The 19,950-nt window shown below is 60.4% G+C and carries 19 protein-coding genes and 1 riboswitch; of the genes, 3 read left to right on the plus strand and 16 right to left on the minus strand.

Translation table 11 applies throughout. The features are described 5' to 3' along the window. Positions 1-265 precede the first annotated feature (265 nt). From mutT to AC2FPW_RS18070, 3 genes are read right to left on the minus strand one after another with little or no spacing between them, the layout of a single operon-like run. Positions 266-664 carry an 8-oxo-dGTP diphosphatase MutT gene (gene mutT, locus AC2FPW_RS18060; RefSeq protein WP_496753231.1) on the minus strand — a complete coding sequence of 133 codons (399 nt, stop codon included), beginning with the start codon at positions 662-664 and terminating at the stop codon, positions 266-268. Beyond that, positions 661-1,887 carry a bifunctional glutamate N-acetyltransferase/amino-acid acetyltransferase ArgJ gene (gene argJ / locus AC2FPW_RS18065; RefSeq protein ID WP_496814831.1) on the minus strand — a complete coding sequence of 409 codons (1,227 nt, stop codon included), beginning with the start codon at positions 1,885-1,887 and terminating at the stop codon, positions 661-663. The genes mutT and argJ overlap by 4 nt, the downstream gene beginning before the upstream one ends. Positions 1,888-1,892: 5 nt before the next feature. Then, positions 1,893-2,741 (minus strand): peptidylprolyl isomerase, encoded by an 849-nt coding sequence (locus AC2FPW_RS18070; RefSeq protein WP_480482443.1) that lies wholly within the window; start codon positions 2,739-2,741, stop codon positions 1,893-1,895. A 177-nt stretch (positions 2,742-2,918) separates the two neighbouring features. Here AC2FPW_RS18070 and secA point away from each other — a divergent pair, with 177 nt between their 5' ends. The 3 genes from secA to AC2FPW_RS18085 all read left to right on the plus strand — a co-directional run bounded on the left by secA (position 2,919) and on the right by AC2FPW_RS18085 (position 8,235). Continuing rightward, complete coding sequence (gene secA / locus AC2FPW_RS18075) at positions 2,919-5,636, plus strand: preprotein translocase subunit SecA (RefSeq protein WP_496814832.1); 2,718 nt, start codon at positions 2,919-2,921, stop codon at positions 5,634-5,636. A 100-nt stretch (positions 5,637-5,736) separates the two neighbouring features. Next, on the plus strand, positions 5,737-6,654 hold the full coding sequence (locus AC2FPW_RS18080) for a hypothetical protein (protein ID WP_496814833.1): 918 nt from the start codon (positions 5,737-5,739) through the stop codon (positions 6,652-6,654). Between the two features lie 24 nt (positions 6,655-6,678). Then, on the plus strand, positions 6,679-8,235 hold the full coding sequence (locus tag AC2FPW_RS18085) for a phosphate ABC transporter substrate-binding/OmpA family protein (RefSeq protein WP_496814834.1): 1,557 nt from the start codon (positions 6,679-6,681) through the stop codon (positions 8,233-8,235). 3 nt (positions 8,236-8,238) lie between these two features. Here AC2FPW_RS18085 and radC read toward each other — a convergent pair whose 3' ends face one another. The 13 genes from radC to dnaK all read right to left on the minus strand — a co-directional run bounded on the left by radC (position 8,239) and on the right by dnaK (position 19,905). After that, on the minus strand, positions 8,239-8,994 hold the full coding sequence (gene radC / locus AC2FPW_RS18090; RefSeq protein WP_496814835.1) for a RadC family protein: 756 nt from the start codon (positions 8,992-8,994) through the stop codon (positions 8,239-8,241). A 35-nt stretch (positions 8,995-9,029) separates the two neighbouring features. Beyond that, complete coding sequence (locus tag AC2FPW_RS18095; RefSeq protein ID WP_480538346.1) at positions 9,030-9,764, minus strand: ABC transporter permease; 735 nt, start codon at positions 9,762-9,764, stop codon at positions 9,030-9,032. Then, complete coding sequence (locus AC2FPW_RS18100) at positions 9,761-10,489, minus strand: ABC transporter ATP-binding protein (protein ID WP_496814836.1); 729 nt, start codon at positions 10,487-10,489, stop codon at positions 9,761-9,763. Before AC2FPW_RS18100 ends, AC2FPW_RS18095 begins: the two co-directional genes overlap by 4 nt. Then, positions 10,486-11,160 (minus strand): thiaminase II, encoded by a 675-nt coding sequence (tenA, locus tag AC2FPW_RS18105; RefSeq protein WP_496814837.1) that lies wholly within the window; start codon positions 11,158-11,160, stop codon positions 10,486-10,488. The genes AC2FPW_RS18100 and tenA overlap by 4 nt, the downstream gene beginning before the upstream one ends. Next, entirely contained in the window at positions 11,157-12,092 is a 936-nt protein-coding gene (locus tag AC2FPW_RS18110) for an ABC transporter substrate-binding protein (protein ID WP_496814838.1), read from the minus strand. The genes tenA and AC2FPW_RS18110 overlap by 4 nt, the downstream gene beginning before the upstream one ends. 18 nt (positions 12,093-12,110) lie before the next feature. Further along, positions 12,111-13,076 (minus strand): ThiF family adenylyltransferase, encoded by a 966-nt coding sequence (locus tag AC2FPW_RS18115; RefSeq protein WP_496814839.1) that lies wholly within the window; start codon positions 13,074-13,076, stop codon positions 12,111-12,113. Then, positions 13,073-13,669, minus strand: coding sequence for a thiamine phosphate synthase (locus tag AC2FPW_RS18120; protein ID WP_496814840.1), 597 nt, complete (start codon positions 13,667-13,669; stop codon positions 13,073-13,075). The genes AC2FPW_RS18115 and AC2FPW_RS18120 overlap by 4 nt, the downstream gene beginning before the upstream one ends. Beyond that, a complete protein-coding gene (locus AC2FPW_RS18125; protein WP_496814841.1) occupies positions 13,666-14,430 on the minus strand; it encodes a thiazole synthase in 765 nt (254 codons plus the stop codon). Before AC2FPW_RS18125 ends, AC2FPW_RS18120 begins: the two co-directional genes overlap by 4 nt. Before the next feature lie 2 nt (positions 14,431-14,432). Further along, positions 14,433-14,627 carry a sulfur carrier protein ThiS gene (gene thiS, locus AC2FPW_RS18130; RefSeq protein WP_480494004.1) on the minus strand — a complete coding sequence of 65 codons (195 nt, stop codon included), beginning with the start codon at positions 14,625-14,627 and terminating at the stop codon, positions 14,433-14,435. Then, positions 14,611-15,588: a glycine oxidase ThiO gene (gene thiO / locus AC2FPW_RS18135; protein ID WP_496814842.1), complete on the minus strand. Its 978-nt coding sequence runs from the start codon at positions 15,586-15,588 to the stop codon at positions 14,611-14,613. Before thiO ends, thiS begins: the two co-directional genes overlap by 17 nt. Beyond that, positions 15,585-16,388 carry a bifunctional hydroxymethylpyrimidine kinase/phosphomethylpyrimidine kinase gene (gene thiD, locus AC2FPW_RS18140; protein WP_496814843.1) on the minus strand — a complete coding sequence of 268 codons (804 nt, stop codon included), beginning with the start codon at positions 16,386-16,388 and terminating at the stop codon, positions 15,585-15,587. Before thiD ends, thiO begins: the two co-directional genes overlap by 4 nt. 44 nt (positions 16,389-16,432) lie before the next feature. Continuing rightward, a riboswitch (TPP riboswitch) is annotated at positions 16,433-16,538 on the minus strand. A gap of 239 nt (positions 16,539-16,777) precedes the next feature. Then, positions 16,778-17,923, minus strand: a complete 1,146-nt coding sequence (gene dnaJ, locus AC2FPW_RS18145) for a molecular chaperone DnaJ (RefSeq protein WP_480538354.1) — start codon at positions 17,921-17,923, stop codon at positions 16,778-16,780. 74 nt (positions 17,924-17,997) lie between these two features. Beyond that, on the minus strand, positions 17,998-19,905 hold the full coding sequence (gene dnaK, locus AC2FPW_RS18150) for a molecular chaperone DnaK (protein WP_480586961.1): 1,908 nt from the start codon (positions 19,903-19,905) through the stop codon (positions 17,998-18,000). Positions 19,906-19,950 lie beyond the last annotated feature (45 nt).

Consider the following 19,950-nt stretch of genomic DNA (forward strand, 5'->3'; position numbering starts at 1 on the left):
ACCAACTGCTCATGCACCATTGCTACCCCACTGGATTCAAACAGGGAATCCCTCACGCCATTTGTGCAACAAAGCCCCATGAACCGCCAAAACAACAAAGGCGAAAATCAAAACAATCCTGGACCCCCAAAGCTTTGCAACTCGACTTGCAATCATAACGAGGTACTCCTTCGTCATTGAGAAAGCACTCGAACACTACCACAAATCGGCAAACAAATCCGCCAAGCTGAAATTCGGGCGCTGGCGCTTGACGCCCCTTGAGCCCTTACAACCAATCCCGCAGGATCGGGATCAGGGGCACATCCGCGGCGGGCATGGGGTAGTTGCGCAGGTCATTTGCGCGGACCCATTTCAGCGCCTGCCCCTCTTTCGACTGCGGGATGCCCTGCCATTTGCGGCAGGCGAACAGCGGCATCAGCAGGTGGAAATCATCATAGCTGTGGCTGGCAAAGGTCAGAGGGGCGAGGCACGAGGCCCATGTGTCGATGCCCAGTTCCTCGTTCAATTCGCGGATCAGGGCGGCCTCGGGGGTTTCGCCGGGTTCGATCTTGCCGCCGGGAAATTCCCAAAGCCCGGCCATGGATTTACCCTCGGGGCGTTGGGCCAGCAGCACCCGGCCCTCGATGTCGATCAGGGCGACTGCAGAGACCAGCACGGTTTTCACGAGCGGTAATCCGCGTTGATCTCGATATATCCGTGGGTCAGATCGCAGGTCCAGACGGTGGATTTGCCCGCGCCCAGACCCAGATCTACGGCGATGACCAGATCGTGACCTTTCATATAAGCGGCGGCTGCGTCTTCGCTGTAATCGGGGCTGACCCAGCCTTTTTCGGCCACAAGGATGTCGCCGAACGAAATGCTCAGCAGGTCGCGATCCGCCGCGGCACCGGATTTACCGATGGCCATGACGATACGGCCCCAGTTCGGATCTTCGCCCGCGATGGCGGTTTTGACCAGCGGAGAGTTGGCGATGGCAAGGCCATGGATCTTGGCGTCAGCGTCTGTTGCGGCCCCTGTCACGCGGATCTCGACGAATTTCGTGGCGCCTTCGCCATCGCGCACCACTTGCTGGGCCAGATCCAGCATCACAGCTTCCAGCGCCTCGGCGAAGGCCGCATTGCCGGTGGCGTCCACACCCGAAGCGCCGGTGGCGCACAGCAGCAGGCTGTCCGAGGTGGATGTATCGCTGTCCACGGTGATGCAGTTGAACGTCCGGTCTGTCTGCGCGCCCAGCATCGCCTGCAACGCCGATTGTTCGACCCGGGCGTCGGTAAAGATATAGACCAGCATGGTCGCCATATCGGGCGCAATCATGCCGGAACCCTTAGAAATCCCCGCAATAGAGACTGTTTTGCCATCAATTTCGACCTGCGCCACGGCCCCTTTCGGGAAGGTGTCCGTGGTCATGATCGCGCGTGCGGCGTCTTCGATCGCGTGACGGCTGAGACCCGCCTTCAGCGTTTCAAGCTTGGCAATGATGCGGTCATGCGCCAGCGGCTCACCAATGACACCGGTTGAGGAGGTAAAGACCCGCTCGACCGGAACACCTGTCGCCTTCGAGACGGCCTGCGTCACCTCGGCCACCGAGGTCTGACCATAATGCCCGGTAAAGGCATTGGCATTGCCCGAGTTCACCAGGATCGCCGCCGGGCCATCGCTGGGCCCGCCGATCTTGTCCTGACAATCCAGAACCGGGGCGGCGCGCGTGGCTGAACGGGTAAAGACCCCGGCCACAGATGTGCCCGGGTCCAGCACGGCCAGCATGACATCGGTGCGGCCCTGATATCGCACGCCCGCCGCGACGGTGGCGAACCGCACACCGTCAATTGCAGGCAAATCAGGGAAGGACGCTGGCGCCAGCGGCGAAACCTTGGTGATCTTGGCCACGGGGATTACTCCTGAATCAGGTCCAGCTGGCGCAGGACTTCGGGTCCGGCACCTTCCAGAGCGGGGCGGTCGATCTGGGCCTGCTGTGTCAGTTCATCAATGCGCGCCTGAATGGCGTCCTGCTGAACGGTTTGCGCAAGCTCTTCGCGCACGGCGTCCAGCGCGGGCGCTTCGGTTTTGCGCTTGTCGTTCAGCTTGACCACATGCCAGCCGAACTGCGTCTGAACCGGATCGGACACCTGTCCTTTTTCAAGCGCGACCACGGCTGTTTCGAATTCCGGTACCATCTGGCCCTTGCCGAACCAGCCCAGAGCACCGCCATTGGGGCCGGACGGACCGGTGGAATGCGCGCGCGCGAGTTCGGCGAAATCCGCCCCGTCATCAAGCTGCGCCTTGAGGTCGTTGGCCTGTTCTTCGGTCTCGACCAGAATGTGGCTAGCATCGAATTCGTCTTCACCCGCGAAATCGTTGTACTGCGCGTCGTAGGCTGCCTGAATGGCCTCGTCCGTGACAACAGTATCGGTCAGGGCTGTGACGGTCTGAACCGCCAGAAGTGAGCGTTCTTCATTTTTCAGCCGCAGCGTGTTCAGTTTGTTCAGCCCGTCCTGCTGTTGCCCCAGCAATTGCTGCTGGATCAGCTGTTCCAGCACGAAGTCGTACAATACATCATCTTCGGCCTGCTGGTATTGCGGCGGCAGGGCGGCAACGGTTGCGATCACGTGACCCAAAGTGATCTCATCCCCGTTCACACGCGCCACCACGGTGGATGCATCCGGCTGTGTTTCGGCGGCCAGCGGCAGGGCCATCATGGCGGTCAGAGCCAGCGATGGCAGAAAAGTGAGGCCTTTGGGCATTGAATCATCCTATTTCCTTGCCGCGGCAGGGCGCAGCGTTGACACTCTGGAACCTGCCGCTTACATCGCTTTGAAGCCTTGGACAGGGCCGCCTTTCACCCCCCGTATCTATGGGTTGCGCGCAAGGTGGGCAAGCCTGTCAAAAACCAAGACAAGAACAGATCCGCTGGAGTGAACATGCTGGGACTCGGAACGCTCGCCAAAAAGGTGTTCGGAACACCGAACGACCGCAAGATCAAGGCGACCCGCCCCCTGATCGAAAAGATCAACGCGCTGGAACCCGAGTTCGAGAAACTGTCCGATCAGGGCCTGATCGACAAGACAGAAGACCTGCGCAAACGCGCGCTGGATGGCGAAAGCCTTGACGATCTGCTGCCCGAAGCCTTTGCCAACGTGCGCGAAGGAGCCCGCCGCGCGCTGGGGCTGCGCGCCTTTGACGTGCAGCTGATGGGCGGTGTTTTCCTGCATCAGGGTAACATCTCGGAAATGAAGACGGGTGAGGGCAAGACACTGGTCGCGACCCTCCCTGCCTATCTGAACGCGCTGACCGGCAAGGGCGTGCATGTGGTCACGGTGAACGAATACCTGGCCAAGCGCGACGCGGAATGGATGGGCAAGGTGTTTGCTGCCGTAGGAATGACCACAGGCGTGATCTGGTCGGGCCAGCCTGACGCGGAAAAACTGGCCGCCTATTCCTGCGACATCACCTATGCCACCAACAACGAGCTGGGTTTTGACTATCTGCGCGACAACATGAAGGCCGATCTGGAGCAGGTTTACCAGAAACACCACAATTTCGCGATTGTGGACGAGGTCGATTCGATCCTGATCGACGAGGCGCGGACGCCGCTGATCATCTCGGGCCCGGCACAGGACCGCTCGGACCTGTATACCGCCATCGATGCGCTGATCCCGAGTCTGACCGACGAACACTACACGTTGGACGAAAAGGCCCGCAACGTGACCTTCACGGATGAGGGCAACGAGTTTCTGGAGCAGCAGCTGTTGGCTGCCGGCCTGATTCCTGAAGGCCATTCGCTGTATGACCCGGAAAGCACGACCGTGGTGCATCACGTGAATCAGGGTCTGCGCGCGCACAAGCTGTTCCAGCGCGACAAGGATTACATCGTGCGCGACGGCAATGTCGTTCTGATCGACGAATTCACGGGCCGCATGATGCCGGGCCGCCGCCTGTCCGAGGGCCTGCATCAGGCCATCGAAGCCAAGGAAAACGTGCAGATTCAGCCTGAGAACGTGACGCTGGCCAGTGTGACCTTCCAGAACTATTTCCGCCTTTACGACAAGCTGGGCGGCATGACCGGGACCGCCCTGACCGAGGCCGAGGAATTTGCCGAGATTTACGGCCTGGGCGTGGTCGAGGTTCCGACCAACAAGCCGATTGCCCGTGTGGACGAGGACGATCAGGTCTATCGCACCGCCATGGAAAAATATGGCGCGATGATCGAAGAGACCAAGAAAGCCCAGGAAAAGGGTCAGCCGGTTCTTCTGGGCACAACCTCGATCGAGAAATCGGAACTGCTGAGCCAGATGCTGACCAAGGAAGGCATCGCCCATAACGTTCTGAACGCCCGCCAGCACGAGCAGGAGGCGCAGATTGTCGCCGATGCCGGCCGTCTGGGCGCGGTAACCATCGCCACCAACATGGCCGGTCGCGGTACCGACATTCAGCTGGGCGGCAACGTCGAGATGAAGGTGCTGCAAGCGATTGCGGACAACCCGGAGGCCGATCCGTCGGAGCTGCGCGCCGCAGAAGAGGCGCGCCACGCGGAAGAAAAAGAAAAGGTTCTGGCCGCAGGGGGCCTTTATGTGATGGCGTCCGAACGCCATGAAAGCCGCCGCATCGACAACCAGCTGCGCGGCCGTTCGGGCCGTCAGGGCGATCCGGGCCGTACCGTATTCTACCTGAGCCTTGAAGACGACCTGATGCGCATCTTTGGCTCGGAACGGCTGGACAAGGTGCTGACCACGTTGGGCATGAAAGAAGGCGAGGCGATCATTCACCCGTGGGTGAACAAGTCGCTGGAACGTGCGCAGTCCAAGGTCGAGGGCCGCAACTTCGACATGCGCAAGAACGTACTGAAATTCGATGACGTGATGAACGATCAGCGCAAGGTGATCTTTAGCCAGCGCCGCGAGATCATGTCGGCCAATGACCTGTCCGAGATCGTCTCGGATATGCGCGAGCAGGTGATCGACGATCTGATTGACGAATACATGCCGCCGAAATCCTATGCGGATCAGTGGGATACCGACGGTCTGCATGCGGCGATCAAGGACAAGCTGACCATCGATGCACCGGTTCAGGACTGGGCTGCCGAAGAAGGCGTGGATGACGAGCAGGTGCGCGAGCGCCTGATCAAGGCCGCGGATGAGATGATGGCCCAGAAGGCGGTTGCCTTTGGTCCCGAAAACATGCGCAACATCGAAAAGCAGGTGCTGTTGCAAACCATCGACAGCAAATGGCGCGAGCATCTGCTGACGCTGGAACATCTGCGCTCGGTCGTGGGTTTCCGCGGCTATGCCCAGCGCGACCCGCTGAACGAATACAAAAACGAAAGCTTCCAGCTGTTCGAATCCATGCTGGACGGTTTGCGGGAAACCGTTACACAGCAATTGTCGCGCGTGCGTCCACTGACCGAAGAAGAGCAGAAGGAAATGCTGGCGCAGATGGCGGCGCAACAGGCGCAGGCACAGCAGGCCGTGGACAAGGCCGCAAGCCAGGCCGAGGCCAAGGCCGAAGCGGCGGCGCCAGGCGATGCCCTGCCGGGGTTTGATGAGAGTGATCCGTCGACCTGGGGTAACCCGTCGCGAAACGACCTGTGCCCCTGCGGATCCGGCAAGAAGTTCAAACACTGCCACGGCAGATTGACCTGACGTTAACACCCTTTGATCACAATGAGTCCGTCTCGCGGCCACAAATTGGCCGCGATTGGTGGCGAGAGTGCAAGCTGCTCCTTCAACTGGGGAGGGTGTCTTGTTTGTAGTTCGCAACTACGTAACCATGTGCGGAACGGTCGCTTGTGCCCTGGGCATAGGCTATCTGATGCAGAACGGACCGGCTGCGCAGCAGAACCGCGCGCAGGGCGGTGTCGATGTGGCCTCTGTTGCCGATCAGTCTTCGATTCTGTCGGGACTGGACAGTATCGTTCTGACTTCAGCCACCGTATCAGATGCCGATCCGGTCACTGTTACACCGGCACCCCGCGCTGTACCCACTGCCCCCAAGACATCGAACTGCCGGATCAGCGCGCACGCAAACGCAGCACCCGGTGCCATGGCGCACCTGTCGCTGAAAGCGCCGTGCCACAAGAACGAGCGGATTGAAATTCACCATAGCGGCCTGACTGTTAGCCAGATGACGGATGCCAGCGGCGCGCTGGACATGGCGATCCCGGCCCTTTCGGAATACGCGATCTTCCTGTTTTCTTTCGAAGATGAAACAGGCACCGTCGCCACCACTCACGTCCCTGAAATCGCCGGTTTCGATCGTGTTGTCCTGCAATGGCAGGGGGAAACCGAGTTGCAGATTCACGCGCTGGAATTTGGTGCCAGCTATGGTGCGGATGGCCATGTCTGGGATGACGCATCTGCAGAAGGCGCCGGAGAGGTTGTGCGTCTGGGCCAGTCCGGTTCCGGGATCACTCAGAATATCGAAGTGTATTCTTTCCCGGCCAGTACATCGGAACAGTCGGGCACGATTGACCTGACTGTCGAGGCCGAAGTGACCGATGCAAATTGCGGCCACACGCTGAACGTGCAGTCGCTGGAGTTGTTGTCGGACCGCCGCCTGCGGTCGCGCGACATGTCAGTGACCCTGCCGGATTGTTCGCGCGCGGGCGAGTTTCTGGTGTTGAATAATCTGCTCTCAGACCTGACAATCGCGGCAAAGTAATCCGCAGGCAGGCTTGAACCTCTTATGACATTTTTCCGTGTGGCGGTGGCTGCGCTGTTTTCCGTGACGGTGGCGACCGGTGCTTTTGGGCAGGACATCACATTGACCTCGCATGATGGCAAGGTCGAAGTGACCGGCAATCTGCTGAGCTTTGACGGTGAGTTCTATCGCGTCGATACGCAATTCGGGACGCTGACCGTGGATGGTTCGGGTGTCACTTGTGAGGGGCCCGCCTGCCCCAATCTGATCGATTTCGTCGCCGAAGTGCAGTTTTCCGGATCATCGGTGATGGCCGAAACGGTGCTGCCCGCCCTGATCATCGGCTTTGCCCGTCAGGAAGACCTGACCGCGACCCCCGCCCGCGTGGATGAGGACACCTTTGTTTACGAGCTGCATCAGGCAGGCCGGGCGGCGCCGCTGGCACGGTTTTTCTTTGACGTGGGCACCACCGATCGCGGGTTCAGCGACCTGATCGCGGACCGGGCGGATATCGTGATGGCCCTGCGCGAGATGCGCGAGGCCGAGCGGGAGGCTGCCGAGGCTGCGGGGTTGGGTGATCTGAAGCGCGCCCGTCGGTCACGGGTCATTGCACTGGATGCCATGGTCCCGGTCGTGGCCCCCGATAGCGTTATGCGGCAGGTTTCGCTGGCGGATCTGGCCCGGATTCTGTCCGGAGAGGTCAGCAACTGGGCGCAGCTGGGTGGGCCGGATGCCCCTATTGCACTGCACGTGCCAGAGGCCGGGTCGGGGCTGGCGCAGGCGGTCGAGGATCAGGTTCTGAAAACCGCCGGTGTGGACCTGACCGATACGGCGACCCGCCACAAACGCATACATGACCTGACCGCGGCCGTGGCTAAGGATCCGTTCTCCATCGGGATCGCCAGCAAGGCATCGGCCCATGGCACCCGCGCTTTGCCGTTGACCGGCGGGTGCGGGCATCCGCTGGCCGCGACCCGCCAGTCGATCAAGACTGAAGATTACCCGCTGAATATGCCCATGTTCCTGTATCTGCCGGAACGACGCCTGCCCCGGATTGCGCGGCAGTTTCTGGCCTATAGCCAAAGCCCCGATGCGCAGATGGCGATACGTGACGCAGGATATGTGGATCAATCTGCTGAAACCCTGCCGGTTGGCGTGCAGGGGGACCGGCTTGCCAATGCGGTCGTCACTGGTGGAACTGAGGTTGGGCTTGAGGAATTGCAACGCATGATCAAGACCCTGCGCCCCTTGTCGCGCCTGTCCCTGTCGGTTCGGTTCGAACCCGGATCGTCCCGCCCGGACGCGCAGTCACGCGCCAATATTCAGCAGCTGGCGCAAATGCTGGACGCGGGTACGTTGCAGGCACGCAAGGTTGTGTTTGCAGGCTTCAGCGATGGGGACGGGGGTGCCGTTTCAAATGCCCGCATCGCCCTGAGGCGCGCGCAAACCGTGCGAAACGCGGTTATCGCCGCGCTTGAAGCCCCGATCCCTGACAGTATCGCGGTTACCGCCGAAGGGTTTGGCGAGGCGATGCCCATGGCCTGCGACGACACCGAATGGGGCCGCAAGGTCAACCGGCGGGTCGAGATTTGGGTGCAGTAGCCGCTAGAGATACCCTTCGGAACGAAAGCTGAGCTCGGTCGATTTGCCGATGATCAGGTGGTCATGCAGCGTCAGCCCCAGGGCGGAACAGGCATCCTGTATGCGGTTGGTCATGTCGATGTCCGACTGTGACGGCGTTGGGTCGCCCGAAGGATGGTTGTGCACCAGGATCAAGGCCGAGGCATTCAGCTCCAGCGCCCTTTTGGCCACTTCGCGCGGATAGACGGGCACGTGATCCACGGTGCCTTTGGCCTGTTCCTCATCCGCGATCAGGACGTTCTTGCGATCCAGATAGAAAACGCGAAATTGCTCGGTCTCGCGATGCGCCATTGTTGTATGGCAATAGTCCAGCAGCGCGTCCCAGCTGGATATCACGTGCCGTTGCATCACCCGCGCCCGTGCCATCCGATGCGCGCAGGCTTCGAGGATTTTCAGATCGGTGATGACCGTATCACCAACGCCCTTGATCTGACGCAGCCGTTCTTCGGGCGCTGTCAACACGCGGTTGAAATCGCCAAAGGCATTCAACAGTGCCCGCGCCAATGGTTTCACATCCTGCCGCGGGATGGACCGGAACAAAACCAGCTCCAGCAACTCATAATCCGGGATCGCTGCTGACCCGCCCGCCATGAACCGTTCGCGCAGCCGCTTGCGATGGTCTTTGATGTAGGAGGGTAACCGACCATTCGGCAGCGGCTGCGCTGGCGCTTCGTCCGTATCAAACAGCATGGGGGCTTCGGCAAAGGCGTCCTGTGTCATGCGTTTACCCTGTCGCAGAATCACTTTCCGAAAGGTTAACGCGCCTCTCCAGCCATACGCGCGGTGGCGCGGCGGACAATCATGTGCAGAAGGATCGAAAACACGCCCAGCGTCAGCATCGCCGCAAACATCAGGTCCGTCTTGGCGCGGCCATTGGCCAGCAGCATCAGATATCCCAGACCTTGCGATGAACCGACCCATTCACCGATCACGGCACCGATCGGCGCATACACCGCCGCAAGCCGCATCCCCGAGGCCAAAGACGGCAACGCCGCAGGGATACGGATGTGCCACAACACAGCGCGCTTGCCCGCCTGCATCGTGCGCGCAAGGTCCAGATACCCCTGCGGTGTCCGCATCAAACCGTCAAAAAAGGACGACGTGATCGGGAAATAGATGATCAGCACCGCCATCGCGACCTTGGACAACAGGCCATAGCCCAGCCATAGGGTCAGCAACGGGGCCAGCGCAAAGACCGGCAGGGCCTGAGTGAACACCAGCATTGGCTGTACCAGAACCCGTGCGGCGCGGGAATTGGCCAGCTGCAATGCGGTGACAACGCCCAGCAGCGTGCCGCAGGCAAGGCCGATAATGACCTCGATGGCTGTGATCCAGGTGTGTTCTGCAATCAGCCAGCGGTTCTGCCACCAGGTCTCGGCAACCACTGCGGGACCGGGCAGGATGAATTTTGGCAATCCGGTCAGGGTCACGATTCCCTGCCAGATGGCAAGGGCAAACAGGGTTGCTGCCAGAACAGAGAGAGACTTCATACACCGCCCTCCCGCAGCAGCCGCAAAAGCGCGCCTTGTGTTTCCAGCGTCTGCAGATCATCCACGCTGCGCGGGGCTGGAGCAACCGGCGGGTCGCAGGGCGTCAGCCCGGGCTGTGTCATGACGACGATGGATTGCCCCAGACGCGCGGCCTCGCCCGGATCGTGGGTCACTAGAAGGACAGTGCGGCCTTTTAGCGCCTCGGCGGCCAGATCCTGCATATCGGCACGGGTTCGGGCATCAAGGGCGGAAAAGGGTTCGTCCAGCAACACGATCGGCCGGTCTTCCATCAGGGTGCGGGCCAGCGCCACGCGCTGACGCTGCCCGCCCGAAAGCTCGGGCGGTTTCTTGGTCATATGGTCCTGCAAGCGCATCCGTTCGATCAGGCGGTCACGCCGGTCAACGTCAACTTTCTCGCCCCGCAGCCGCGCGCCCAACGAGACGTTCTGCGCAACACTCGCCCAAGGCAGCAACAGGTCGTCCTGCGCCATATAGGCAACCCGGTCCGAAACCGGCTGACCATCGCTGGCGGTGATCCGGCCCGAGAATTCAGCCCCGGTTTCCAGCCCGGCAATCAGCCGCAAGACCGTGGTTTTTCCAACACCCGATCCACCCAGCAGACAGGTCCACGCCCCGGCGCCAAGCGTCAGGGTCAGCGGCGCGAACAAAGTCGCGCCGTCGATCGTGGCTGTACCGCTGATGGTCAGATCGGGTGCCGGGGTCATGGGGTCAGACCCATCTGCCAGAAGTTGACCTCCAATTCCGTCGCCGTACGGAACGTCCGGCACAGACGATCCCAGCGAGGTGACGATTGAAAATCCGCCCCAATCCGCCTTGTTAGAGCCGAATCCAGCAATTCGCCCACGGCCGCGCAGGCGTTCTGATAGCCCTCGTCCGCATAGGTATCGATCCAGCCACGATAGGTCGTTGATGTTGCCTCCGCAGACAGGCGGGTGCCAATCTCACCATATCCCATGACGCACGGTACAAGTGCTGCCAGAAGATCCAGCAGATCGCCGCTATAGCCCGCCTCGAGAACAAAGCGGGTATAGGCCAGATTCTCGGGCCGTTCAGGCGTTGCAAACAGATCGGACTGCGAAATGCCTTCTGCTTCGCAAATACCGATATGCAGCTTCATCTCTTCGCTGATCAGGCCGTTCACGGTACGCGACGCCGCCAGCATTTCAGCATGTGTTTCCGATTTCACCACGGCCAGCGCCCAGGCGCGCGAGAAGTGGATCAGGAACACGTAATCCTGACGCAGATAGTGCAGGAACGCCGGACGTGGCAGGGTGCCGTCTTTCAGGGCTTCGACAAAAGCGTGGCGGGTGTAATCCCGCCACGGCCCCTGCGCCGCATCGCGCATCAGCGCAAAGGCTTTGCCATAATCGCTCATTGCGCGGTGACGTCGATGGCAATGTCGCTGACGGGCAGGACAGTGTCGATCATGCCGCTGTCGTTCAGGAATGCTTCGAACCGGGCATAACGGCCAGCGTCAAACCCGGCGGGACGAAGGGCAAAGCGCGGCAGCGTGTCGACCCATGCCCGCGCGTTCAGCTCGTCCTGCAACTCGGGTGATGTGGCCGAGAAGACCTCCCAGCTTTTTTCCGGGTTGTTGACGATGTACTGAGTCGCTTTTTCGGTCGCGGCCAGGAAACGGGCGATCTTGTCTTTGTCCATCGTATCGGGGTTGGCGACATAGATCAGTTCGTCATAAGACGGCACGCCTTCTTCCTCGATATAGAAACAGGTGCCGGGGCGGCCTTCGATATCCATCTGGTTCAGTTCGAAGTTGCGATAGGCGCCAATCACCGCATCCACCTGACCGGTCATCAGCGAGGGCGAGAGCGAGAAATTTACGTTGATCATCTCAACATCATCCAGCGCGACGTCGTATTTGCCAAGCACGGTGCTGAGGATGGCCTCTTCCACACCGGCGACGGAAAAGCCGATTTTCTTGCCTTTGAGGTCAGCGGGCGATTTGATCGGCCCGTCTTTCAGAACCAGCAGGCAGTTCAGGGGCGTCGCGACCAGCGTGCCGACCCGTTTCAGCGGCAGCCCTTCGTGAATCTGCAAATGCAGCTGCGGCTGATAGGATACCGCCAGATCCGCCTGACCGGCAGCCACCAGACGCGGCGGCGCGGACGGGTCGGCGGGGGCAACGACTTCGACCTGCAATCCCTGCTCGGCAAAGTAGCCGTTTTCCTGTGCCAAGATGATGGGCCCGTGGTCGGGGTTGATGAACCAGTCCAGCAGGACGGTCATCTTGTCTTCGGCCCAGGCCGGCGCGGCGGCCAGAAGGGCAAGGGCTGTCATCAGCTTTTTCATATCTCACGTTTCCTTTTCTCAGGAGGTTGAGGCCGCGACGAGGACAATCTCGCCCGGCCAAATCGGTTGAATTTTCTCGGCAGCGCGCCATGCGCGCAGCCCGGTGGCACAGCAAAGAGCAAGGCGTTGCCCTTTTTTAGAGTCTATTTTTTGTATTTCTTCGGGTGAAATACGCGTCGCATTCGGGTGGGCCGGAACCGGCGCTTCGTCCGGGTCACGCAGTTCGACAATCTGGTCTGTCTCCCTCAACTGACTGGCAGAGAGAAAGCGGAAACAGCTTGCCGGTTCCGGCGCGTCATCAAAACGAAACCCGGTACTGCGCAGGGTTCGCGCGTCATATTGCACCATCTGCCCAAGCGGGGACGGGTCAAGCCGCAAGATCAGGTTCAGCGCCATCTGCGCCTGCATGGCCCCGATCACACCGACAACGGGGCCCAGAACACCCGCCGTGGCGCAGCTTGCGCCGCTATCCGGCGCATCGGGGAAAACGGCTCGCAGAGAAGGTGCGCTGCCACAGAATCCGCCCACATAACCTGAAAGCCCCAGCACCGAGGCGCTGATCAGCGGCTTGCCTTGTGCCAGACAGGTATCCGACAGCATATAACTGACCGCATAGCTGTCGGCACAATCCAGGATAATATCCGCCTGCGACACCAGATTGGGCGCATTTTCCCCTGTTAGAGCCATTTTCTTGGCGATCACATCGATTTCGGCATTCAACGCACGGCATCGGTCAGCGGCGCGTTCGGCTTTTGACAGCCCGCAATCTTCTTCTGAAAACAATGTCTGGCGATGCAGGTTCGACGGATCGACGATGTCACCATCGACAATTGTGATATGCCCCACCCCGGCCCCGGCCAATAGCGGCAGAAGCGGCGCGGCCAGACCACCTGCGCCGACCACCAGAACACGGGCCGCAATCAGGCGGGCCTGTCCTTCAGCCCCAACCTCGGGCAGCTGCGTCTGGCGGGCGTAGCGGTTCATCTCGTGACCTCGATCCAAGCACGCACCCGCGCTTCGGGGTCGGCGTTCAGCGTGATATCCGTGACGGCCGAGACAATGTCGGCCCCGGCAGCCAGCACCCCTGCTGCGCGCTCGACGCTCATGCCGCCAATGCCGACCAGAGGAATGTCGCCAACCCGCGCCTTCCATTCGGTCACGCGGGGCAGGCCCTGCTGATGCCATTTCATCTTTTTCAAAATGGTCGGATAGACCGGGCCCAGCGCCACGTAATCGGGATCCATGGCCAGAACCCGCTCAAGCTCATCATCGTCATGAGTGGATACACCCAGCTTTAGACCCGCTTTTCGGATGGCTTTCAGGTCGGCATCATCCAGATCTTCTTGCCCCAGATGAACCCAGTCACAACCCAGATCGATGGCGTGTTGCCAGTAATCGTTGATCACCAGAACCGCTCCGTAGTCGCGGCACAGATCACGCGAGGCGGCAATCTGATCGCGCACCACCTCAACCGGCTGATCCTTGATACGCAGCTGCACCAGTTTGACACCCAGGGGCAGCATCCGCCGCAACCAGTCCGAGTGATCGAAGATCGGATAGAAACGGTCCAGCGTCATGACAGGAAGGCCTTTCCAACAACGGGGGTCGAAGGTTCGGCCATATCGCGTGCCTCGATCGGGTCGGCCTGATGGGCCAGTTGTCCGGCATGGATTGCCCGCGCCATCGCCTTGGCCATCAGAACGGGGTCACCGGCACGGGCCACAGCGGTGTTCAGCAGAACGGCATCATAGCCCAGTTCCATCGCATGGGCCGCGTGGCTGGGCAGGCCGATCCCGGCATCCACCACCAGCGGCGTGTCAGGGAACTCGGCCCGCATCGACCGCAGGGCGTATTCGTTGTTCAGCCCGCGCCCGGACCCGATAGGCGCGCCCCACGGCATCAGCACTTCGCACCCCGCTTCGAGCAGGCGTTCGCTCACGATCAGATCATCGGTTGTGTAGGGAAACACCTCAAACCCATCTTCGGTCAGGATGCGCGCGGCCTCGACCAGCTGGAACACATCCGGCTGTAAACTGTCGGTGTGGCCAATCAGTTCCAGCTTGATCCATTTGGTATCAAACACTTCGCGCGCCATATGGGCTGTGGTCACCGCCTCCTTCACCGTATGACAGCCAGCCGTATTTGGCAGGGTCAGAACACCCAGCTCGCGAATCATCTGCCAGAATGTCTGACCCGCGCCGGATTCCCGCCGCAGCGATACCGTGGCAACCGCCGCACCGCTTTCGCGAAAGGCCTGTTCCAGAATGGCAGGGCTGGGATATTGGGCGGTGCCCAGCATCAAGGGGTTCGGCAGTTCGATGCCGTAGAACGTCTTCATCCTCAGCCCCCCTGCATCGGCGCAACAACTTCGATCCGGTCGCCATCGGTCAGTTTGTGCCCAATACGTAGGCTTGACGGCACGAAATCTTCGTTCACGGCGGTGGCCACACGGCCTGAGAAGCCGCATTCCAGCAACAGATCCGACAGGGTTTCCGCGCGCACATCGCGCGTCTCGCCGTTAAGCACGATCTTCATCGACCATCTCCGAATGTGTGTTGTCCAATGCCAGATCAGCGACACCCCGCGCCAGTGCAGGGGCCAGCAGATAGCCATGGCGATAAAGCCCGTTGGCATAAATTGTCCGGCCCAATCGCCGGATACGCGGCAGGTTGTCCGGGAAAGCGGGGCGCAGATCGACGCCGATCTCCAGCACCTCGGCCTCGCCAAAGGCCGGGTTCACGGCATAGGCCGCGCTGAGCAGTTCCAGCATCGAACGCGCGGTGATGCGGCTGCTGTCCTCGGATTCGATCATGGTTGCGCCCAGCATGTAGACGCCGTCCCCGCGCGGAACGATGTAGAGCGGCATCCGCGGATGCAATAACCGCACCGGGCGCGAAAGGGTCACATCGGGGCAACGAAGAACCAGCATCTCACCCTTCACGCCGCGCAGGTCGTGCAGATATTCGCGCGCGTGCAAACCCCGGCAGTCTATGGCGTTGTCCAGTTGCGCCGGAGCCAGCTTTCGGTGGAATTCCACGCCGGCGCCTTGCAGGTGACGATGCAGATCGCGCAACGCCTGACGAGGATCAAGGTGCGCTTCGTTTTCAAAATACAGAGCTTTGCCGAACTTGCTCAGATCGGGCTCTAATTCGAGTATTTCCGTGCGATCAACCTCGCTGAACCCTTCGGTCCGGCGTGCAAACCGGCGCAGGTCGGGCAGGTCACGCGCATTGGCAACGACAAGGGTTCCACTTCTGCTTACCTGAGTTCGCTGCGCCCACCATTCGATTGCTTCCTGCCCCAGCCGCAGCACCGGTTCTTCCGCGTTTTCATATTCACACCAGGGGGCCAGCATCCCACCGGCCCACCAGGAACACCCATGCGGGCCGGGTGGGCCGCCCGGATCGAAAACCTGCACCCTTGCGCCGCGTGACACAAGCTCGCTGGCCACGGCCAGACCCGCAACGCCTGCACCTATGACCGACCAGAGTGTCATGCGGGCCAGATCCGGTGGAAGTGGTGCACTGGACCGTGCCCGGCACCAATCTTCAGCTCATCCGCCCGCGCGATGGCCCCTTGCAGATAATTATGCGCCTGTGCGATCGCATCCCTCAGCGGCAGGCCCCTGGCCAAACCGGCGGCGATCGAAGACGACAGGGTGCATCCGGTTCCGTGGGTGTTTCTCGTGTTCTGACGCGGGGCCTGAAATGCGGCCACGACGCCTGAGGGGTCGACCAACAGATCGTGGCAGACATCGCCCGACCCATGCCCGCCCTTCATCAAAACCGCATCCGCGCCCAGAGCGCACAGGGCCTTGCCTTGTGCTGCCATCTCGTCCGGTGATTGCGCCGGTTTCGCACCCAGCAAACATGCCGCTTCGGGCAGATTGGGTGTCAGCACAGTCGCTATTGGCACCATCACTTCGCGCAGAGTCCGGACCGCTTCCTGCGCCAACAACGCATCTCCGGATTTTGCGATCATGACAGGATCAAGAACGACGGGGCCTTTGAACGCTTCCAGGCCTTGGGCCACTGTATGAATGATCTCTGGCGTCGCAAGCATACCGATCTTGATGGCCGTCACATCCAGATCGCTGAGCACCGCGTCGATTTGAGCGGCAATGACATCCAGCGGAACCCTATGCACCGCAGTGACGGCTTGCGTGTTCTGCGCCGTAACAGCGGTAATGACGCTTGCGCCGAATACACCCAGCGCCGACATCGCTTTCAGATCGGCCTGAATCCCGGCGCCTCCGCCGCTGTCAGATCCTGCAATGGTCAGGGCAATTGCCGCCATGTCGTTGCTCCATCTTCTTTGGGCAACGAGGTAGGGAAAACGTCTGTGTTCATAAGACCGTTCCCTACGCCGGAATTGCCCGGATCAGGTTCGATGGGTTAACGCGGTCGCGCCTCTCAGCCCTTTCACAGGGCACCCCAACGGTTGTCGCGGACAATTTCAGGGTCGACGGTCGGAATCAAGACCCAATTTGGCAAATGCATTGCCACTTTTGGTCATCTGATAAGGCCAATTGAATGTCTTTAGGGAGTATTTCGCGAGGCTCTGCCTCGCGCTCCGGGATATTTAGAGCCAGATGAATAAAGGATCCCTGCTTCATCTGGCCGGAAATATCCCGGGGGAGGCGCCCGGAACGAGCGGCGGGGGCAGAGCCCCCGTAACCCTGGTTGTCAGCTTTTCATACCGTCCCAGAAGGATTTGACGGATGAGAAGAAGCTTTTTGATTCCGGGTGGTTATCTTCGCCCAGGTCATCAAACTCGCGCAGCAGTTCTTTTTGGCGGCTGGTCAGGTTGACCGGGGTTTCAACCGCCAGTTCGATAAACATGTCGCCAACACCGCCGCCGCGCAGCGCGGGCATACCTTTGCCGCGCAGGCGCATTTGCCGGCCCGACTGGCTGCCTGCCGGGATCTGCACCCGCCCACGGCCGCCATCGATTGTCGGAACCTCGATCGATCCACCCAGCGCGGCCTTGGCCATGCTGACCGGTACACGGCAATAGAGGTTCACGCTGTCGCGTTCGAACAATTTGTGATCAGACACTTCCACAAAGATGTAGAGGTCGCCCGGAGGGCCACCGCGCATTCCGGCCTCGCCTTCACCTGCCAGACGAATACGGGTACCGGTTTCGACACCAGCGGGGATGTTGACCGACAAGGCGCGATCTTTTTCGACGCGGCCTGCACCTTTACAGGATTTGCAGGGGTTCTTGATGATCTGACCCAGACCCGAGCAGGTGGGGCAGGTTCGTTCGACCGTAAAGAAGCCCTGTTGCGCCCGTACCTTGCCCATGCCGGAACAGGTGGGGCAGGTTGTCGGCTCGACCCCGCCTTCTGCACCGGTTCCTTCGCAGGAGGAACAGGCCACGGCTGTCGGTACATTGATGGTTTTCTGCTGGCCCGAGTACGCCTCTTCCAGCGATACGCGCAGGTTATAGCGCAGGTCCGAGCCGCGCGCGGCGCGTCGACCGCCACCGCCACGTTGTCCACCCATGAAATCGCCGAACAGGTCGTCGAACACATCCGAGAACGCGCTGGAGAAATCGCCCTGTCCAAAGCCACCACCAGGCCGACCACCACCGCCCATGCCGTTTTCAAACGCGGCGTGGCCAAAGCGGTCATAGGCCGCCTTTTTGTCGGCATCGCGCAGCACGTCATAAGCCTCGTTGGCTTCCTTGAACTGCGCCTCGGCATCCGGGTTGTCCTTGTTGCGGTCCGGATGCAGCTCTTTGGCTTTCGTGCGAAAGCCTTTCTTGATCTCATCCGCCGAAGCGCCCTTGGACACGCCGAGCACTTCGTAATAGTCGCGTTTTGACATCAGTATTTCCTTCTGCCTCAACGTAAATAGGCCGGCCCGGCATCCGGACCGGCCTACATTGGCCCGGTTACCCGTTAGTTACGCTTGTCGTCGTCCAGATCTTCGAACTCGGCATCGACGATATCGTCATCACCATGTGCGGCATCTGCTGCGGCAGGCTCGTCCTCGGCCTCTTCGGACTGCGCCTTGTAGATCGCCTCACCCAGCTTCATCGCTGCTTCGGTGACGTTCTGGATGCCAGACTTGATCTTGTCGGCATTGTTGGTTTCCAGCTCGTCCTTGAGTGCGGCGATCGCCAGTTCGATAGCTTCGATCGTGGTCGGGTCGACCTTGTCGGCATGCTCTTCCATCGACTTTTCGGTCGAGTGGATGAGGCTTTCCGCCTGGTTCTTGGCGTCGACCAGCTCGCGGCGTTCCTTGTCGGCTTCCGCGTTCTCTTCGGCGTCCTTGACCATCTTTTCGATGTCTTCGTCGGACAGACCGCCCGATGCCTGGATGGTGATCTTCTGTTCCTTGCCGGTGCCTTTGTCCTTGGCCGAAACCGAGACAATGCCGTTGGCGTCGATGTCGAATGTCACCTCGATCTGGGGCATGCCACGCGGTGCGGGCGGGATGTCTTCGAGGTTGAACTGACCGAGGATCTTGTTGTCCGCAGCCATTTCACGCTCGCCCTGGAACACGCGGATGGTCACGGCGTTCTGGTTGTCCTCGGCGGTCGAGAAGACCTGAGACTTTTTCGTCGGGATCGTGGTGTTGCGGTCGATCAGGCGGGTGAACACGCCACCCAGCGTCTCGATGCCCAGCGACAGCGGGGTCACGTCCAGCAGAACCACGTCCTTGACGTCGCCCTGAAGAACACCGGCCTGAATGGCGGCACCCATGGCAACCACTTCGTCCGGGTTCACGCCTTTATGCGGCTCTTTGCCAAAGAACTTCGTGACCTCTTCGATCACTTTCGGCATCCGGGTCATACCACCGACCAGAACAACCTCGTCCACGTCAGCAGCCGACAGACCGGCGTCTTTCAGAGCAGCCTGGCACGGCTTCATCGACTTCTTGATCAGATCACCGACCAGGGATTCCAGCTTGGCACGGGTCAGTTTCATGACCATGTGCAGCGGCTGACCGTTCGAACCCATAGAGATGAACGGCTGGTTGATCTCGGTCTGCGAGGTCGAGCTGAGTTCGATCTTGGCTTTTTCGGCGGCTTCTTTCAGACGCTGCAAGGCCATCTTGTCAGCAGACAGATCGACACCGTGTTCCTTTTTGAACTCATCCGCCAGGTAGTTGACGATGCGCATGTCAAAGTCTTCACCACCCAGGAAGGTGTCGCCGTTGGTCGATTTGACCTCGAACAGGCCGTCGTCAATTTCCAGAATGGTCACGTCGAAGGTACCGCCACCAAGGTCATAGACTGCGATGGTTTGGGTTTCCTGCTTGTCCAGACCATAGGCCAGAGCGGCAGCTGTCGGTTCGTTGATGATCCGCAGCACTTCCAGACCGGCGATTTTACCGGCGTCTTTGGTGGCCTGACGCTGTGCGTCGTTGAAGTATGCGGGAACGGTGATGACCGCCTGCGTGACTTCCTCACCCAGATAGCTTTCCGCGGTTTCCTTCATCTTACCCAGAGTGAAGGCCGAAATCTGGCTTGGGGAGTATTTTTCACCGCGGGCCTGAACCCACGCGTCGCCATTGCCGCCATCGACGATAGCGTACGGCACCATTTTCTTGTCTTTTTCGACTTCGGCATCATCCACACGGCGACCGATCAGACGCTTGACGCCAAAGATCGTGTTGTCGGGGTTGGTGACCGCCTGACGCTTTGCAGGCTGACCGACCAGTCGCTCATCTTCAGTGAAGGCGACGATCGAGGGCGTGGTCCGCGCCCCTTCGGCGTTTTCGATAACCTTCGGCTGCGAACCGTCCATGATGGCCACGCAAGAGTTGGTGGTCCCGAGGTCAATCCCGATTACTTTTCCCATTTTTGCAATCCCTTTCTCTTCAAGGCGATGTCTCGACGACCGGAC

The sequence above is a fragment of the Ruegeria sp. SATB027 genome, assembly GCF_059613825.1.